The 17,048-nt window shown below is 65.0% G+C and carries 13 protein-coding genes, 5 tRNA genes and 1 pseudogene; 14 read left to right on the plus strand and 5 right to left on the minus strand.

Translation table 11 applies throughout. The features are described 5' to 3' along the window. Positions 1–5: 5 nt before the first annotated feature. On the minus strand, positions 6–800 hold the full coding sequence (gene fabI / locus AQ611_RS07990; RefSeq protein WP_059516760.1) for an enoyl-ACP reductase FabI: 795 nt from the start codon (positions 798–800) through the stop codon (positions 6–8). Between the two features lie 127 nt (positions 801–927). On the opposite strand from fabI, the gene AQ611_RS07995 reads away from it, so the two are divergent. The 5 genes from AQ611_RS07995 (at position 928) to AQ611_RS08015 (ending at position 7,627) form a co-directional block, all read left to right on the plus strand. Then, on the plus strand, positions 928–2,907 hold the full coding sequence (locus AQ611_RS07995; RefSeq protein ID WP_069234182.1) for an extracellular solute-binding protein: 1,980 nt from the start codon (positions 928–930) through the stop codon (positions 2,905–2,907). An 85-nt stretch (positions 2,908–2,992) separates the two neighbouring features. Then, a complete protein-coding gene (locus AQ611_RS08000) occupies positions 2,993–4,036 on the plus strand; it encodes a microcin C ABC transporter permease YejB (RefSeq protein WP_059516764.1) in 1,044 nt (347 codons plus the stop codon). Between the two features lies 1 nt (position 4,037). Next, entirely contained in the window at positions 4,038–5,138 is a 1,101-nt protein-coding gene (locus AQ611_RS08005) for an ABC transporter permease (RefSeq protein ID WP_069234183.1), read from the plus strand. After that, entirely contained in the window at positions 5,135–6,802 is a 1,668-nt protein-coding gene (locus tag AQ611_RS08010) for an ABC transporter ATP-binding protein (RefSeq protein WP_231935925.1), read from the plus strand. The genes AQ611_RS08005 and AQ611_RS08010 overlap by 4 nt, the downstream gene beginning before the upstream one ends. A 135-nt stretch (positions 6,803–6,937) precedes the next feature. Continuing rightward, positions 6,938–7,627 carry a C40 family peptidase gene (locus tag AQ611_RS08015; protein ID WP_059516767.1) on the plus strand — a complete coding sequence of 230 codons (690 nt, stop codon included), beginning with the start codon at positions 6,938–6,940 and terminating at the stop codon, positions 7,625–7,627. A 159-nt stretch (positions 7,628–7,786) separates the two neighbouring features. On the opposite strand, the pseudogene AQ611_RS08020 reads toward AQ611_RS08015, so the two are convergent. Beyond that, a pseudogene (locus tag AQ611_RS08020) lies at positions 7,787–8,843 on the minus strand (patatin-like phospholipase family protein). 243 nt (positions 8,844–9,086) lie between these two features. Here AQ611_RS08020 and gltX point away from each other — a divergent pair. The 7 genes from gltX to AQ611_RS08055 all read left to right on the plus strand — a co-directional run bounded on the left by gltX (position 9,087) and on the right by AQ611_RS08055 (position 12,058). Further along, on the plus strand, positions 9,087–10,496 hold the full coding sequence (gene gltX / locus AQ611_RS08025) for a glutamate--tRNA ligase (protein ID WP_069234184.1): 1,410 nt from the start codon (positions 9,087–9,089) through the stop codon (positions 10,494–10,496). 145 nt (positions 10,497–10,641) lie between these two features. Beyond that, positions 10,642–10,717 (plus strand) — tRNA-Ala (locus AQ611_RS08030). Between the two features lie 149 nt (positions 10,718–10,866). Next, positions 10,867–10,942 (plus strand) — tRNA-Glu (locus tag AQ611_RS08035). A 76-nt stretch (positions 10,943–11,018) separates the two neighbouring features. Further along, positions 11,019–11,095 (plus strand) — tRNA-Asp (locus AQ611_RS08040). Between the two features lie 66 nt (positions 11,096–11,161). Next, positions 11,162–11,237, plus strand: a tRNA-Glu gene (locus AQ611_RS08045). Between the two features lie 76 nt (positions 11,238–11,313). After that, positions 11,314–11,390: transfer RNA gene (locus AQ611_RS08050), tRNA-Asp, on the plus strand. 197 nt (positions 11,391–11,587) lie between these two features. After that, positions 11,588–12,058, plus strand: coding sequence for a GNAT family N-acetyltransferase (locus AQ611_RS08055; protein WP_069234185.1), 471 nt, complete (start codon positions 11,588–11,590; stop codon positions 12,056–12,058). Between the two features lie 48 nt (positions 12,059–12,106). Here the strand turns inward: AQ611_RS08055 and AQ611_RS08060 are convergent, their stop codons facing one another. Continuing rightward, the gene (locus AQ611_RS08060) at positions 12,107–12,982 is read right to left on the minus strand and encodes an AraC family transcriptional regulator (RefSeq protein WP_069234186.1); all 876 of its coding nucleotides are present in this window, start codon (positions 12,980–12,982) and stop codon (positions 12,107–12,109) included. A gap of 141 nt (positions 12,983–13,123) precedes the next feature. Between AQ611_RS08060 and rraA the strand changes: the two genes are divergently transcribed. Both rraA and AQ611_RS08070 read left to right on the plus strand, forming a co-directional pair. Then, complete coding sequence (gene rraA / locus AQ611_RS08065) at positions 13,124–13,621, plus strand: ribonuclease E activity regulator RraA (RefSeq protein WP_059516773.1); 498 nt, start codon at positions 13,124–13,126, stop codon at positions 13,619–13,621. A gap of 57 nt (positions 13,622–13,678) precedes the next feature. Next, positions 13,679–14,086 carry a gamma-glutamylcyclotransferase family protein gene (locus tag AQ611_RS08070; RefSeq protein ID WP_059516775.1) on the plus strand — a complete coding sequence of 136 codons (408 nt, stop codon included), beginning with the start codon at positions 13,679–13,681 and terminating at the stop codon, positions 14,084–14,086. A gap of 397 nt (positions 14,087–14,483) precedes the next feature. On the opposite strand, the gene aceB is transcribed toward AQ611_RS08070, so the two are convergent. After that, complete coding sequence (gene aceB / locus AQ611_RS08080; protein ID WP_059516777.1) at positions 14,484–16,076, minus strand: malate synthase A; 1,593 nt, start codon at positions 16,074–16,076, stop codon at positions 14,484–14,486. Positions 16,077–16,147: 71 nt separating this feature from the next. Further along, positions 16,148–16,912, minus strand: a complete 765-nt coding sequence (locus tag AQ611_RS08085) for a haloacid dehalogenase type II (protein ID WP_069234188.1) — start codon at positions 16,910–16,912, stop codon at positions 16,148–16,150. Positions 16,913–17,048: the final 136 nt, after the last annotated feature.

Consider the following 17,048-nt stretch of genomic DNA (forward strand, 5'->3'; position numbering starts at 1 on the left):
CGCGCTTACTCGCCTTCGCCGCCCGCCATGCCCCCCACCACTGCATTGAAGCCGGAGTCGACGTGCATGATTTCGGCCGTGATCCCGCTCGCGAGATCTGACAACAGGAACGCGCCCGCATTGCCGACCTGTTCGATCGTCACGTTGCGCTTGAGCGGCGCGCTTTGCTCGACGAAATCCAGAATCTTGCCGAAGCCCTTGATGCCGCTTGCGGCGAGCGTCTTGATCGGCCCGGCCGAAATGCCGTTCACGCGCACGCCCTTCGCGCCGAGCGACACCGCGAGATAACGCACGCTTGCCTCGAGCGCGGCTTTCGCGACGCCCATCGTGTTGTAGTTCGGAATTGCCCGCTCGGCGCCGAGATAGGTGAGCGTGAGGATCGAAGCATCGCTCGAGAGCATCGGCTGCGCGGCTTTCGCGAGCGCCGGAAAGCTGTATGCGGAGATGTCGTGCGCGATGCGGAAGCTCTCACGCGACAGACCGTCGAGGAAATCGCCGGCGATCGCCTCGCGCGGAGCGAAGCCGATCGAATGGACGAGGCCGTCGAGGCTGTCCCAGTGTTCCTTCAGCGACGTGAAGAGCGCGTCGATCTGAGCATCGTCGGCTACATCGCACGGGAACACGAGTTCGCTGCCGAACTCCGCGGCGAACTCGGTGATGCGATCCTTGAAGCGATCGCCGACGTAGGTGAACGCAAGTTCGGCGCCTTCGCGCTTACATGCCTTGGCGATGCCGTAGGCGATCGAACGGTTCGACAAGAGACCCGTCAGCAGAATACGTTTACCGTCGAGAAAGCCCATGAATTCTCCTATATGAAGCGGGCGCGCCCACGCTGGCGCGGGCAGCGGTTGGCTGTAATCGGTTGCAAGTGGGTAGAATTCTCTCACAACGCCATCCTCGAAGATCTGCCAACGCATCTATTCATCCATGACGATCGGTTTGCCCCACGTTTTTCGGCCACGGCCGCCGCGGCACGCGGCAACGCAAGCATCGATCGATCGATCGGTCGTGCTGCCACCTGCGCGCGGCGCGTGGCGCGCCGTGTTTGCGCGGGCATCGCGCCACGCGTGCATTGCCCGCATGGCGGTGGCCGCGGGCGTGGTATTCGTATTCGCCGCGGCACAGTCGGCGCACGCGGCCTACGCAATCGCTCAGTATGGCGAACCAAAGTATCCGCCCGGTTTCAAGCATTTTGACTACGTGAATCCGCAGGCGCCCAAGGGCGGTACGCTCGTGCTGGCGAATCCGAACCGGCTGTCGACCTTCGACAAGTTCAATCCGTTCACGTTGCGCGGCAACGCGGCGCCCGGGCTCGATTTCCTGTTCGAAAGCTTGATGACGGGCAGCGCCGACGAGCCCGCGTCGATGTACGGGCTGCTCGCCGACGATATCGCCGTCGCGCCGGACGGGATGTCGGTCACGTTTCATTTGAATCCGCACGCGCGTTTCTCGAACGGCGATCCCGTGACCGCGGCGGACGTCAAATTTTCGTTCGACGTGCTGAAAAGTCCGCAGGCGGCGCCGCAATTCCCGGCCTATTACGCGGATATCATACGCGCGGTGGCAGTCGATCCGGCAAGCGTGCGTTTCGATTTTCGCCGCCCAAGCCGCGAGCTGCCGCTCATCGCGGCCGGCGTGCCGGTGTTCTCGCGCAAATGGGGTTTGAGGCCGGACGGCACCCGGGTGCGCTTCGACCAACTCGCGTTCGAGCCGCCGATCGGCAGCGGCCCGTATGTCATCGAGCGCTATGACAGCGGCCGCACGATCACGTACCGGCGCGATGCCGCGTACTGGGGCGCCGCGCTGCCGGTGCGAGTGGGCACGAACAACTTCGAACGCATCGTCTACAAACTCTACGGCGATGGTGTGGCGAAGCTCGAGGCGTTCAAGGCAGGCGAGTACGACGCGCTCGTCGAATACGGAGCCCGCAACTGGGTGCGGCGCGATGTCGGCAAACGCTTCGACAGCGGCGAGCTTGTCAAGCGCGAGTTCCGTCAGCACAACGGCGCCGGGATGCAAGGATTCCTGATGAACCTGCGGCGCCCGCTCTTCCAGGATGTGCGCGTGCGGCAAGCGCTCGATCTCGCGTTCGATTTCGAATGGCTGAACCGCCAGCTGTTCTACGGCGCCTATACACGGTTGGACAGCTATTTCGCCGATACCGCCTTGCAGGCGAGCGGCGTGCCCGGCCCGGGCGAACTCGCGTTGCTCGATCAGCTGCGCGCGCAGCTGGACCCGGCCGTATTCGGGCCGATGCCCAAGCAGCCGAGCACGAATGCACCCGGCTCGCTGCGCGCCAATCTGCTGAAGGCCCGTGCGCTGCTTGCGCAGGCGGGCTGGACATACCGCGACGGCGCGCTGCGCAACGCGAAGGGCGAGCCGTTCGCATTCGAGATCCTCGACGATTCGAGCGCGGGGATGGAACCCATCGTGACCGCTTACGCGCGCAATCTGGCAAAGCTCGGGATTGCCGTGAAGTTTCGGACGGCCGACTTCGCGCTGCTGCAGAATCGTTTCAACGCGTTCGACTATGACATGACGTCGATCCGTTACGGAGGCGTTCAAGTGCCGGGAACCGAGCAGCTCACGCGCTTTGCGAGCCGCTATGCAGACGAGCCGGGCTCGGACAACATGATCGGCCTGAAATCGCCGGCGGTCGACGCGATCCTGAACGCGCTCGTGCGCGCGCAAACGCGCGAGCAGTTGTTCGACGCGGCGCGCGCGCTCGACCGCGTGCTGATCCACGGCTACTACGTGGTGCCGCATTGGTACAGCACGACATGGCGCGTCGCGTATAAGCGCACGCTCGGCTATCCGCAGACGCTGCCGCTGTACTATGCGGCGGAAGGCTGGATCGCGTCGATGTGGTGGGCGAAGCCCGGACACGATTCGCCGGCCGCGCCGTGACGGCCGGCAAGCGGGTCATCCGCTGGCCATAAGCGTGGCCGATCGCCTGTCGGCCAAATCGTTCGAACCTTCTCGACAAGCGCCTATGTGGAGCTACATCCTCAAACGTCTTTTGCTGATGATTCCGACGCTCGTCGGCGTGTTGACGATCACGTTCGCCGTGATCCAGTTCGTGCCGGGCGGCCCGGTCGAGCAGGCCGTGTATGAGCTGCGCAAGGGCGCCACGCAGGATGGCGCGGCGCCGTACGGCATGCGCTCGCATACCGGCGTCGACGCGCAGCAGCTCGCGCAACTGAAAGCGCTGTACGGCTTCGACAAGCCGCCCGTCGAGCGCTATGGGCTGATGCTCGCGCGCTTTGCGCGCTTCGATCTCGGCGACAGTTATTTCCATCATCGCAGCGTGTGGTCGCTGATCGTGTCGAAACTGCCGGTGTCGATCAGCATCGGCGTATGGACGTTCCTGCTCACGTACCTGATTTCGGTGCCGCTCGGCATCGCGAAGGCGGTGCGAAACGGCTCGACGTTCGATCTCGCGACGAGCCTCGCCGTATTGATCGGCTACGCGATTCCCGGCTTCGTGCTCGGCGTGCTGCTGCTCGTGCTGTTCGGCGGCGGCTCGTTCTGGCAGATCTTCCCGCTGCGCGGCCTCACGTCGGACAACTTCGCGCAGTTGTCCGTCGCGGGTAAGGTCGCCGATTATCTGTGGCATATCGTGTTGCCGATCACCGCGTCGGTGGTCGGCAGTTTCGCGGTCGTCACGATGCTCACGAAGAACGCGTTTCTCGACGAAATCCGCAAGCAATACGTGCTGACCGCGCGTGCAAAGGGGCTCGCCGAGCGCCGCGTGCTATGGAAGCACGTGTTTCGCAACGCGCTGCTGCCGCTCGTGGTTGGCTTTCCGGCGGCGTTCATCGGCGCGTTCTTCACCGGCAGCCTGCTGATCGAGACATTGTTCTCGCTCGACGGGTTGGGCTTGCTGTCGTATGAATCGGTGATCCGGCGCGACTACCCGGTCGTGCTCGGCACGCTGTACATCTTCACGCTGATCGGGCTCGCGACGAAGCTCGTATCCGATCTCTGCTACGTGTGGGTCGACCCGCGCGTGCAATTCGAGCAACTGGAGCGCTGAATTGAGTCGATCCGCCGTTTCCTCCCGCATCGACGCCGCGCGCGCGCGCGTGTCGCCTTCGCCCGTGCGGCGCGTGTGGCGGCGCTTCAAGGCGCAGCGGCTCGGCTACTGGAGTCTCGTGATCTTCGCCGTCGCGTTCGCGGTGAGCATTGCCGCGCCGCTGTGGTCGAACGATAAGCCGCTCGTCGTGCGCTACGACGGTCATTACTATTTCCCGCTGCTGCGCGACTATCCGGAGACGGCGTTCGGCGGCGATTTCCCGACGCCCGCCGACTATCTCGACCCCTACGTGCGCGGCAAACTCGCCGCGCCGGGCAATTTCGCGCTGTATCCACTGAACCGCTACCACTACGACACGCTCAACTACTTCTCGACGCGGCCCAATCCCGCGCCGCCGTCGCGCGAGAATTGGCTTGGCACGGATGCGCAAGGGCGCGACCTGCTCGCGCGGCTCGTCTACGGCTTCCGGGTGTCGGTCGAATTCGCGCTGATCCTCACGTTCATCGGCACGGTGCTTGGCATTGCCGCGGGCGCGGTGCAGGGCTACTTCGGCGGACGCATCGACATCATCGGCCAGCGTCTCATCGAGATCTGGAGCGCGATGCCCGAGCTGTATCTGCTGATCATTTTCGCGTCGGTGTTCGAGCCGAGTTTCGTGTTGCTGATCGTGCTGCTGTCGCTGTTCGGCTGGATCGGACTGTCCGATTACGTGCGCGCGGAATTCCTGCGCAACCGCTCGCAGGACTACGTGCGCGCCGCGCGCGCGATGGGCCTGTCGAGCTGGCAGATCATCTGGCGGCACGTGTTGCCGAACAGCCTCACGCCCGTCATCACGTTCTTGCCGTTCCGGATGAGCGGCGCGATTCTCGCGCTCACGAGCCTCGATTTCCTCGGCCTCGGCGTGCCGCCGCCGACGCCGAGCCTGGGCGAGCTGCTCGCCCAGGGCAAGGGCAATCTCGACGCGTGGTGGATCTCGCTCGCGACGTTCTGCGTGCTCGTCGCGACGCTGCTGCTGCTGACCTTCATGGGCGATGCGCTGCGCAACGCGCTCGATACGCGCGTTGCCGATACGGCGCGCGCGGCGGCGGGAGGTGTTCGATGAGCGCGGCCGACGCGAATCGCCGCGATACGCAGCGTGCGCCGGGCGGCAGCCGGCTGCGCGATGGGCACGCGCTGGGCGGGCCGCTGCTGTCGATCGAGCGGCTGTGCGTGCGTTTCGGCGATATGCTCGCCGTCGACGACGTGTCGTTGGCGATCGGCCGCGGCGAGCGCGTCGCGCTCGTCGGCGAATCCGGCTCGGGCAAGAGCGTGACCGCGCTGTCGATTCTGCGGTTGTTGCGCGACGCCGACGTGTCCGGCGCGATCCGCTTTGCCGGCGAGAATCTCGTCGACAAGAGCGAGCGCGAGATGCGCGCGCTGCGCGGCGCGGATATCGCGATGATCTTCCAGGAGCCGATGACGGCGCTCAATCCGCTTTACACGGTCGGCGAGCAGATCGGCGAGACGATCGAGCTGCATGACGGCGTGACGAAGCGCGACGCGCGCGAGCGGGCGATCGCGCTGCTGGCGCGCACCGGTATCGACCGGCCGCGCGAGCGCGTCGACAGCTACCCGCATCAGTTGTCGGGCGGCCAGCGGCAGCGCGTGATGATCGCGATGGCGCTCGCGTGCAGGCCGCGCCTGCTGATCGCCGACGAACCGACGACCGCGCTCGACGTGACGATCCGCGCGCAGATCGTCGAGCTGCTGCTCGAGTTGCAACGCGACGCGGCGGCCGAGCGCGGAATGGCGGTGCTGCTGATCACGCACGATCTGAACCTGGTGCGGCGCTTCGCCGAGCGCGTCGCGGTGATGGAAAAGGGGCGGCTCGTCGAATCCGGGCCGCTCGAGCGGATCTTCGGCGCGCCCGAGCATCCGTATACGCGGCGCCTGTTGAACAGCCGGCCGCAGCGCACGGTATCGCCCGTGCTGCCGATCGCGCCCGTCATGCTCGACGCGCGTGGCGTGACGGTGCAGTTCAAGCAGAAACGGCCGGGCTTCGCCGGCTGGTTCCGCGACGCCCGTTTCACGGCGGTGTCCGACGCGAGCGTATCGGTGCGGCAGGGCGAGACGCTCGGGATCGTCGGCGAGTCCGGGTCAGGCAAATCGACGCTCGCGATGGCCCTGCTTGGACTGCAACGCATCGCGCACGGCGACGTCCAGTTCGACGGACGTTCGCTTGCGAGCTATCGCGGCCGCGAGCGCCGCGCATTGCGCGCGGATATGCAAGTAGTCTTTCAAGATCCATTCAGTTCACTTTCGCCGCGGCAGACCATCGAGCGCATCGTGTCCGAGGGGCTCGCGCTGCACCGTCCACAGCTGTCCGCCGACGCGCGCCGCGACAAGACGATCGCGGTACTCCGCGAGGTCGGGCTCGACCATACGGTGCTGCATCGCTATGCGCACGAGTTTTCGGGCGGGCAGCGCCAGCGGATTGCGATCGCGCGCGCGCTCGTGCTGGAGCCGCGCGTGCTCGTGCTCGACGAGCCGACGAGCGCGCTCGATGTGTCGATCCAGCAGCAGGTGCTGAAACTGCTGGCCAATCTTCAGCGCAAATACAACCTCGGCTATCTCTTCATTAGCCACGATTTGGAAGTAATCGGCGCGATGGCGCACCGAGTCGCGGTGATGCAAGGGGGGATAATCGTCGAGACGGGTGATGTCGAGCGAATCTTCTCCGAGCCGGCTCATCCTTACACGCAACGCCTGTTGAAAGCCATTGGTTAGGTCTGTTGAACGAAAGGCGATGCACCTATTTGGCTCAAAATCATTAATTCCTTTTGACAAACATATCCGTCGTGGCTAGTATCGACCGAAATTTTCCGCCAATCGACTGATTTTTCAGCGCAAATCTATCGACTCATGCAGCACCGCTCCTTCACCCAGGCTTGCACGCGCGTCGCCGCCGGGATGTTCATAGGCGTCTTGATCGCTGCCGCTCCCGGCGCGTTCGCCGACGAAGTCAGCAGTTCAAATCAAAATGCCGTCAATTCGGCTCAGTCCGACATCGGTTTCCTTCCGCAGAATGCCCAGCAGCAGCCCAATGGCGCGGCCGCGCCGGCGAAGAGCCAGGGCGGCGCGAAGTCGTTCCTCTCCGGCATGGCGGGCAAGGCGGGCGACGTCGTCGTCGGCGCGCTGAACATGATCGGCGTGCGTTATCGCTGGGGCGGCAACACCCCGGATTCGGGGCTCGATTGCAGCGGCTTCGTGCGCTACGTGTTCCAGGACACCCTCGGCATGTCGTTGCCGCGCCGCGCCGAGGAGATGAGCCGCGTGGGCGAAAAGGTGCGGATGAGCGAGCTGAAGCCGGGCGATCTCGTGTTCTTCAACACGATGCGCCGGACGTTCTCGCATGTCGGCATTTATATCGGTGACAACAAATTCGTGCATTCGCCGTCGACGGGCAGCACGATCCGCGTGGACGATCTCGATAGCAGCTATTGGGAAAAGCGCTTCACCGGTGCACGCCGGATCGAGACGCAGTTCACGACGAAACCCGACGATCTGCGTCAGCGCGTGCGCGCGACGATCGGTGACGGCGGCGGCAACTGAGTAGTCGGCCGCGCTCCGGCTCGGCGCCTGAGTCGACCGAGTCGAAACCCCGCCATCCAGTTGGGATGACGGGGTTTTTTGTTTAAGCGCGCCCCATTTTGGCGTGCTGGACGCGCGCTTGCTGCCGAAGCGCGGCCGCGTGTGGCGCGATGTGCTCGCTTACGCCGCCGCCGGGCGCACGGCCGCCAGCTTGCGCTGCAACTCCGGCATGATCCGCGCAACCGCTTCCTCGCCCGCCAGGATGGCCGCGTTGCGCTGGTTGAAGTCGCTGCCGCCCATTGCGGCGAGGTTCGGCCGGATCACGACATCCGCGTACTTGTCGAGTTCGTAGGTCTTGATCGTCTGCCCCATGATCGTGAACGTTTGCAGCAGCATCTCGATCGGGTTTTGCGTCGCAGCGCCTTCGGGGCGCGCGGAAATGTCGACCGCGATCACGAAGTCGGCTCCCATCCTGCGCGCGAACGACGCGGGCACGGGGCTGACGAGTCCGCCGTCGACATACTCGTGATCACCAATTCGCACCGGCTCGAACACAGACGGCACGCTGCACGACGCCCGCACCGCGAGCCCGGTGTTGCCGCGCTGGAACAGCAGCGGCTGGCCGCTTTTCAGATCGGTCGCGACAATGCCGAGCGGCTTGGCCATCTTCTCGATCGGCCGGTTGTTGAGCGTCTTGTTGATGAAATTCTGCAGCGCCATGCCTTGCAGCAGGCCGCGCGAGCGGAACGGCACGGCCCAGTCGCTGATCGACGCCTCGTCCATCGCAAGCGCGAGCTTGTTGATGGCGAGCGCATTCATGCCTGACGCATACAGCGCGCCGACGACCGAGCCCGCGCTCGTGCCGGCGACGATCTCGACCGCAATGCCGCGCGCTTCGAGCGCCTTCAACACGCCGACGTGCGCGAAGCCGCGCGCGGCGCCGCCGCCGAGCGCGATGCCGATGCGCACCGGGCGCGGCTGCGGCGAATTCGTCGGCGGCGTGACGGCGCCCGACGTGGTCGGCTTGGTGCCGAACGACGTGCAGGCGGCGAGCGCGGCTGACGCGCAGGTGAGCGTGAAGGTGCGACGTGACGGGCTGCGAAGCGGCATCGATTTCATTCTCCGGCGGCAAGCCGCGCTGAGTGCGTGACAGATGCACGGCATGCGCGGCGAAAATTCGGCGGCCTTGCCGCGCCGATCGCCGGATGGCAGGCGGATCGCGGGCAAACGCGAACAATCGCGGCCGGCCGTGCGCGGCCGCCAACGCGGACGCGGCGCACATCATAAAGCAACTGCCGGGGCGGTGCGAAAGTCGCATGGCGCTTGACGGCGGGCGGCCCCGGAAACCGCGGCGCGGCGAGTATAATTCGTGCTCTTTCAGTTCCGGCCGTATGCGCACCCGGGCGTTCGCCGCGCGGCGGGCGCTGCCGGCCGCGTCGTTTCAATTGATGCGCCGCTTGAGGCGTTCGAGCTATCGTTTATGACCCGTCCTGTCCGCACCCGTTTCGCCCCGAGCCCCACGGGCTTCATCCATTTGGGCAACCTGCGTTCCGCGTTGTATCCGTGGGCATTCGCCCGTAAGACGAAAGGCGCGTTCGTGCTGCGCATCGAGGATACCGACGTCGAGCGTTCGAGCCAGGAAGCGGTGGACGCCATTCTCGAAGGCATGGCATGGCTGGGCCTCGATTACGATGAAGGTCCGTATTACCAGATGCAGCGGATGGACCGCTATCGCGAGGTGCTTGCCAAGATGCAGGAGCAGGGGCTTGTCTACCCGTGCTACATGTCGATGGAGGAGCTTGACGCGCTGCGCGAGCGGCAGCGTGCAGCGGGCGAAAAGCCGCGCTATGACGGCACCTGGCGCCCCGAGCCGGGCAAGGTGCTGCCCGAGCCGCCTGCCGGCGTGCAGCCGGTGCTGCGCTTCAAGAATCCGCTGACGGGCACGGTGTCGTGGGACGACGCGGTGAAGGGGCGCGTCGAGATCTCGAACGAGGAACTCGACGACCTGATCGTCGCGCGGCCGGACGGCACGCCGATGTACAACTTCTGCGTCGTCGTCGACGATATCGACATGGGCATCACACACGTGATTCGCGGCGACGATCACGTGAACAATACGCCGCGCCAGATCAATATCCTGCGCGCGCTCGGCGCCGAGGTGCCGGTCTACGCGCATCTGCCGACCGTGCTGAACGAGGCGGGCGAGAAGATGAGCAAGCGGCACGGCGCAATGAGCGTGATGGGCTATCGCGATGCGGGCTTTCTGCCCGAGGCGGTGCTCAACTATCTCGCGCGCCTCGGCTGGTCGCACGGCGACGCGGAGATCTTCTCGCGCGAGCAGTTCGTCGAATGGTTCGATCTCGAACATCTCGGCAAGTCGCCCGCGCAGTACGATCACAACAAGCTGATGTGGTTGAACAACCATTACATCAAGGAAGCGGACGACACGCGCCTCGCGGAGTTGTCGAAGCCGTTTTTCGCGGCGCTCGGTATCGACGCTGCGGCGCTCGCGAGCGGGCCGGATCTTCCCGCCGTGATCGGATTGATGAAGGACCGTGCATCGACGATCAAGGAGATCGCGGAAAACGCCGCGATGTTTTACCGCACACCCGCGCCCGATGCCGACGCGCTCGCGCAGTACGTGAGCGATGCGGTGCGTCCGGCGCTTGCCGAATTTGCCGCCGCGCTCAAGCAGGTCGAATGGACCAAGGAGGCAATCGCATCCGCGTTGAAGGCGACGCTTGCCGCGCACAAGCTCAAGATGCCGCAACTCGCGATGCCGGTGCGCCTGCTCGTCGCGGGCATGACGCACACGCCTTCGATCGACGCGGTGCTGATGCTGTTCGGCCGCGACGTTGTCGTATCGCGTCTCGAGGCGGCGCACGCGTAAGCGGGAGGCGTGCCGCCCCGTGCCGATCAAGTGCCGGCACGGGGCGGCTCGAAAAAAATCGATTGAATCGCAAATAGGGTATTTACAAACGCCAAGACCGACTCTACAATCTCGCTTCTCTGTTGTTCAGCAGTCTTCGAGACACGGGGGTATAGCTCAGCTGGGAGAGCGCTTGCATGGCATGCAAGAGGTCAGCGGTTCGATCCCGCTTACCTCCACCAGTTGAACCGCAGAGTAAATAAAGTTTGTGAAGCATCGTGTGACAGAAAATGCTTCACAAACGGAATGAAAGAAGTTAGAATTTCGTTCTCTGCTGTTGATGAAAATTAATAGCAAGAACAAAGCGGTAAGACAGATCTGAAAAGATTTTGTCCCCTTCGTCTAGAGGCCTAGGACATCACCCTTTCACGGTGAGTACAGGGGTTCGAATCCCCTAGGGGACGCCAAACATCGGCGCCGTTTCGAAAGAGGCGGCGCAGCCGGCAGGAGCGTAACCGACGCTTGCCGGTCGGTGCAGGAAGTGGAGCGGTAGTTCAGTCGGTTAGAATACCGGCCTGTCACGCCGGGGGTCGCGGGTTCGAGTCCCGTCCGCTCCGCCAAATCGAAAGCCCGTTCAGGCTGCATATTTGAACGGGCTTTTTCGTTAAAGGTGTAAGCAGTACGTTGTCCCCTTCGTCTAGAGGCCTAGGACATCACCCTTTCACGGTGAGTACAGGGGTTCGAATCCCCTAGGGGACGCCAAACATCGGCGCTGTTTCGAAAGAGGCGGCGCAGCCGGCAGGAGCGTAACCGACGCTTGCCGGTCGGTGCAGGAAGTGGAGCGGTAGTTCAGTCGGTTAGAATACCGGCCTGTCACGCCGGGGGTCGCGGGTTCGAGTCCCGTCCGCTCCGCCAAATTCAAAGCCCGTTCAGGAATGCCTGAACGGGCTTTTTGTTTTGCATTGCTGCCGCTTATCTGCACGCGCCGGTGATCCGCGCTGCGACGGGGCTGCGTTGTCGTAGGCGCGCTCGCGGCTTATGCGTGCAAATTGGCATTGCAACCCGTGGCGGCTGCGCTATCGTGGCGTTGACACAGGCTTTGCGAACCCGCCATGTCCGATTCCGCCGCTGATCCGCTCGTTTATTCATTGCGTCCCGCGCAGCCGTGCGACTTCGATTTTGCGGAAGCGCTGACGCACGGCAATATGAATGCGTACTATCAACGCCACGGCCTCAAGTGGCGAGCCGATCTTTTTTTTGCAAGCTGGCGCGAATCGGAAAATTTTATCCTTGAACTCGATGGCGAGCCGATCGGTTTGCTGCGGATTACCGAAGAGGGCGATTCGCTGCATATTCGGGACGTGCAAATCACGCCGGGCTACCGGCAGCGCGGCGCGGGCACGTATTTGCTCGACATGTCCCACCGCTTCGCGCTGGCGCGTGGATTACACGAGACGCAGTTGCGCGTGTTCGTCGACAATCCGGCGGCGCGCCTGTATTTGCGCATGGGCTACCGGCTCGCGGGGCCGCGTCTCGCACAACTCGGCTCGATTCGGCATATGGTGCGGCCGGTGCGGCGGTGACGCGCGGCGTATGCCGGCGGCGCGGCGTGGACGGGGGCTGCGCTCGCGCTATAGCAGCGGCCTGTTGTCGCCGTCGTCCGACGGCGGCGCGCCGGCATCGGCCGCCGCATCCGCGCCGCCGCGCTGAATGAACGCGCGCGGGCTCGCGCCGAACGCGCGCCTGAACATTGCCGAGAATGCGCTCTGACTTCGGTAACCGAGTTCGTTCGCGATGCGCGACAGCGGCCGCCCCTGGTTCAGCAACGGGATCGCGCGGGCGAGCAGCGCTTGTTGCCGCCATTGCGAGAAGCTCACGCCGAGTTCGTGCCTGAAAAGACGCGCGATCGTTCTCGTGCTCGCGCCGACGCTCGTTGCCCAATATTCAAGCGATTCGCCTTGCGCCGGTTTCGCGAGCACCGCTTCGCACAGCGCGCGCAGCCGCTTTTCGGTCGGCATCGGCACCGCGAGCGGCAACGGCTCGGCGTGCGCGAGTTCGTCGAGCACGAGCGCGCCGAGCAGCCGTTCGCGCGCGTGGCCGAGCGGCTTGGCGTCGAGCGCGATGATCAGTTCGCGCAGCAGCCCCGATACCTCGACGACACGGCACGCGTCGAGCCCCTTCGGCACCGCCGATGCGTCGACATACAGCGTGCGCAGATAGGCCTCCTCGACAATCACCACTTCATGCTCGATTTGCGGCGGCACCCAGATCGCGCGCGACGGCGGCACGACCCAGGTTACATCGGCCGTGGCAAGCCGCAGCACGCCGCGCGACGCATACGCGAGCTGCGCCCACGCATGGGAGTGCGCGGGCACGCGCATGCCCGACGGTACCGGACGGGCGCGCACGCGCATCGGACGCGCGGCGTCCGGCGCGAATTCGGACGGAACGTCGAACGTGCCGGCGCCGGCGGGCGGCTGCGTTGAACGGGGAACGGACGGGCTCATCGATGATCGAAGACGGGGCAATTGGCGTCCGGCTATTGTAGGGCGAGCGCTCTACCTGACGCAGCGCAATGGTCTTGGCCGATAATGCCGGATCGTCGCGGTACGAATCGAATTCGATCGAATCATCCAGGAGCTTTCGACATGACGTTTGCCACCACCGATCTTTGCGACGCGAACGAGAGCCGGCTCGCCGCCGGCACGCTGCGGGTGCTCGAGCCCGTGTTCCGCTCGTTCGGCGGCGTGACGCGTTTTGCCGGCCCGGCCGCGACGCTCAAGCTGTTCGAGGACAATACGCTCGTGCGGACGGCGCTCGAAGCGCCGGGCGCGGGGCGGGTGCTGGTCGTCGACGGCGGCGGCAGCCTGCGCTGCGCGCTGGTCGGCGGCAATCTCGGCAAACTCGCCGAACACAACGGCTGGGCCGGCATCATCGTGAACGGCTGCGTGCGCGATACACACGAGCTTGCCGAGTGCGCGCTCGGCGTGCTGGCGCTCGCGTCGCATCCGCGCAAGAGCGACAAACGCAATAGCGGCCAGTGCGACCTGAGCGTCGACGTGCGCGGCACGCGAATCGTGCCGGGCGACTGGATCTATGCGGATGCCGACGGCGTGCTCGTCAGCGACGCCGCGCTGATCGACTGACGCGACGGCCTGTCCCGGCCGGGGCGGTGCGAATCATCACGCTGCGAGGACTTCACGATGCGCCACGTTTTCGTCTACGGCACGCTCAGAGCGGGCGAAATCAACGATATCGGCCGCGCGGCGGCGAAGCACGGCATCGTGCAGCCGACGCTGATCGGCGCGGCCGCGATGCCGGGCCGGCTCTACGATTTCGGCCGTTACCCTGGGATGATCGCAGCGGCGGGCCGCGATCTCGTGTGGGGGGACGTCTATGCAGTCGACGAGCGGCTCGTGCCGGTGCTCGACGAGATCGAAGGCGTGTTTCCGGGCATCGCCGGGCTGTTCGTATCGCAGCACGCGGCGATCGAACTCGGCGGCCGGCGTTACGAGTGTCTGTATTACCCGGTCGTGGCGCATGCGGTTGCGGGCAAGCCGCGGATCGAATCCGGCGATTGGGTGCAGTATCGCCGCGCGCGGGCGGATTGAAGGATGCGGCATTCGCTAGGCCCAGGCAGTGATGCCCGTCGGTGAGCCTGCCGGTTGCGGGGCGGTTGCCGGGCGGCGAAATCGCGCCGGCCGCCACGCTTGTCGCAAGACGCTTGGCTGCGAGCAGCGCACGGCGCGAGAGGGTTGGGTTCGACAGCCGTGTAATTCGATCGATGCCGCGGAGGAATACCGAATGCACCGCGCTGCTTTCGATATACGGGTTGCCCGATCGCAGTAGGCGCGCGTTCGTCGATGCCATTACCGCTGCCGTGGCGCGCGAAAAACGTCAGCGTTTGCGATCGGTATCGTGCGTGCATGAAAAAAGCGCGCATCCGTCGAGGATGCGCGCGTTGCGGCGGACCGGCTTCGCCGCCGGCCCGGGATGCTGTTCCACGCGTTAGATTTCTTCGTACAGCGGCAGCGTCAGGAACTCGGTGAAGTCTTCCGACGTCGACATTTGCTCGAAGATCGCCGCGGCGCGGTCATACGGCGCCGTATCGCCCGTGATGACGTTCTTCACGTTGTCGAGTTCGGCTTTCGCGTATTCGCGCACCAGCTCGGCGGTGACCTTGCGGCCGTCGTCGAGCACGCCCTTCGGCGAACGGATCCATTGCCACACCTGCGAGCGCGAGATTTCGGCCGTCGCCGCATCTTCCATCAGGTTGTGGATCGGCACGCAGCCGTTGCCCGCGAGCCATGAGCCCAGATAGTGGATGCCAACGTTGATGTTGTTGCGCAGGCCCGCTTCGGTGATCGGCGCTTCCGGCTGGAAGTCGAGCAGGTTCTTGCCTTCGATCTGTACGTCGTCGCGCTGCTTGTCGATCTGGTTCGGCTTGTCGCCGAGCACCTTGACGAACTCCTCCATCGCGAGCGGCACGAGCCCCGGATGCGCGACCCAGCCGCCGTCGTAGCCGTCGCCCGCGTCGCGCGCCTTGTCCGCGCGCACGCCCGCCATCGCGCGCTCGTTTGCCTGCGGATCGTTCTTGATCGGAATCAGCGCGCTCATTCCGCCGATTGCCGGCGCTTGGCGCTTGTGGCAGGTCTTCAGCAGCAGCAGCGCGTAGGCGCGCATGAACGGCACGGTCATCGTGATCTTCGCGCGATCGGCGAGGCAGAAGTCGCGGTCGTTCTTGAATTTCTTGATCGCCGAGAAGATGTAGTCCCAGCGGCCGGCGTTCAGGCCCGAGCTGTGTTCGCGCAGTTCGTACAGGATTTCGTCCATTTCGAACGCGGCAAGGATCGTCTCGATCAGCACGGTCGCGCGGATCGTGCCGCGCGGAATGCCGACGGCTTCCTGTGCGGCGACGAAGATATCGTTCCAAAGGCGGGCCTCGAGATGGCTTTCCATCTTCGGCAGATAGAAGTACGGGCCCGAGCCGCGCGCGATCAGCTCCTTCGCGTTGTGGAACAGGTACAGCGCGAAGTCGAAGATGCCGCCGGACACGCGCTGGCCGTCGACCGTCACGTGCTTCTCGTCGAGGTGCCAGCCGCGCGGACGCACGATCAGCGTCGCGATCTTGTCGTTCAGTTTGTACGACTTGCCGTTCTGCTCGAGCGAGATGGTGCGGCGTACCGCGTCCTTCAGATTGATCTGGCCGTCGATCTGGTTCGTCCAGCTCGGCGCGTTCGAATCCTCGAAGTCCGTCATGTACGAATCGGCGCCCGAATTCAGTGCGTTGATGATCATCTTGCGCTCGACGGGGCCGGTGATCTCGACGCGGCGGCATTGCAGATCGGCCGGCAGCGGGGCGACCTTCCAGTCGCCTTCGCGGATCGCCTTCGTCTCGGCGAGGAAGTCCGGGCGCTCGCCCGCGTCCAGGCGTTGGGTGCGCGCGGCGCGCGCGGCCAACAGCTCGCGGCGGCGCGGCTCGAACTGGCGATGCAACTGCGCGACGAGCGCGAGCGCGTCGGGCGTCAGGATCGCTTCATAGCCGGGCTGAATCTCGCCCGTGATCGCCATGCCTTGCGGCAGTTTCAGCGTCGTGGTCATCCGTTTCTCCTTGGTCGGTCAGTCAGTCAAAAAGTGGGGCATTGCTACGAGGCACGGCGCGCGGACGCGCGCTACGCGGCGGCACCCGGCGCCGCGCGCGTGCGGCTTGCAGGCTTCGGGGCCGCGGCCAGCGTGTCGATGAACGCGAGCAGATCGGCCATGCCGGCGCCGGTGCCGGTGCTCGGCGAACCGAGTTCCTCGGCCGGCGCGCCCGCGCGGTTGAGCCAGAACGTCCGGTAGCCGAACCAGCCGGCGCCCGCCGCGTCCCAGCCGTTCGACGAAACGAATACGATATCGGCCGGCGCGGCGTCGAACGCGGCCGTGCCGAGCGCGTAGGCGGCGGGCGACGGTTTGTACGCGCGCACCGCGTCGACCGACAGCACGCGATCGAACAGGCTGCTCATGCCGGCGCTCTTGAGCGCGATGTCGAGCATCTGCGGGTTGCCGTTGGACAGGATCGCCAGTTTCGGCGGGCTCGTGCGCGCGCGCAGCGCGCGCAATGTCGGCACGGTGTCCGGATACGTCGACAGGCATGCGTACTCATCCATCAGCCGCTTTTCCGCGGCAGCGGCCAGCGTCAGGCCGAGCGCGCGCGCGGCAAAGCGCAAGGCGTCGAGCGTCAGGTCCCAGAACGGCTTGTAGCGGCCGCCGTCCGGATCGGCGAGCGTGCGCAGTTGCGAATATTCGAGCTGCTTGCGCCGCCAGAGTTGCGACAGCGCCTCGCCTCGGCCGGGAAACATCTGCTCGGCGGCCGCGACGACCGCATGCACGTCGAACAGCGTGCCGTAGGCGTCGAACAGGACGGCTTTCGGGAAAGCGAACTGGGCGTCGGACATCGGATTGTGCTCCGCAATCGGAAACTGATTCGATTCTATTCGTGATCGCTTGCACTCAAAAAGACAATAATCATCACTTGATCTTTTACTTTTGCGTCACTAATCTGGTTCGGTTTCATCGTTTTCATCCTTTTTC

This window comes from Burkholderia singularis (assembly GCF_001718875.1).
Classification (GTDB): Bacteria; Pseudomonadota; Gammaproteobacteria; order Burkholderiales; family Burkholderiaceae; genus Burkholderia; species Burkholderia singularis.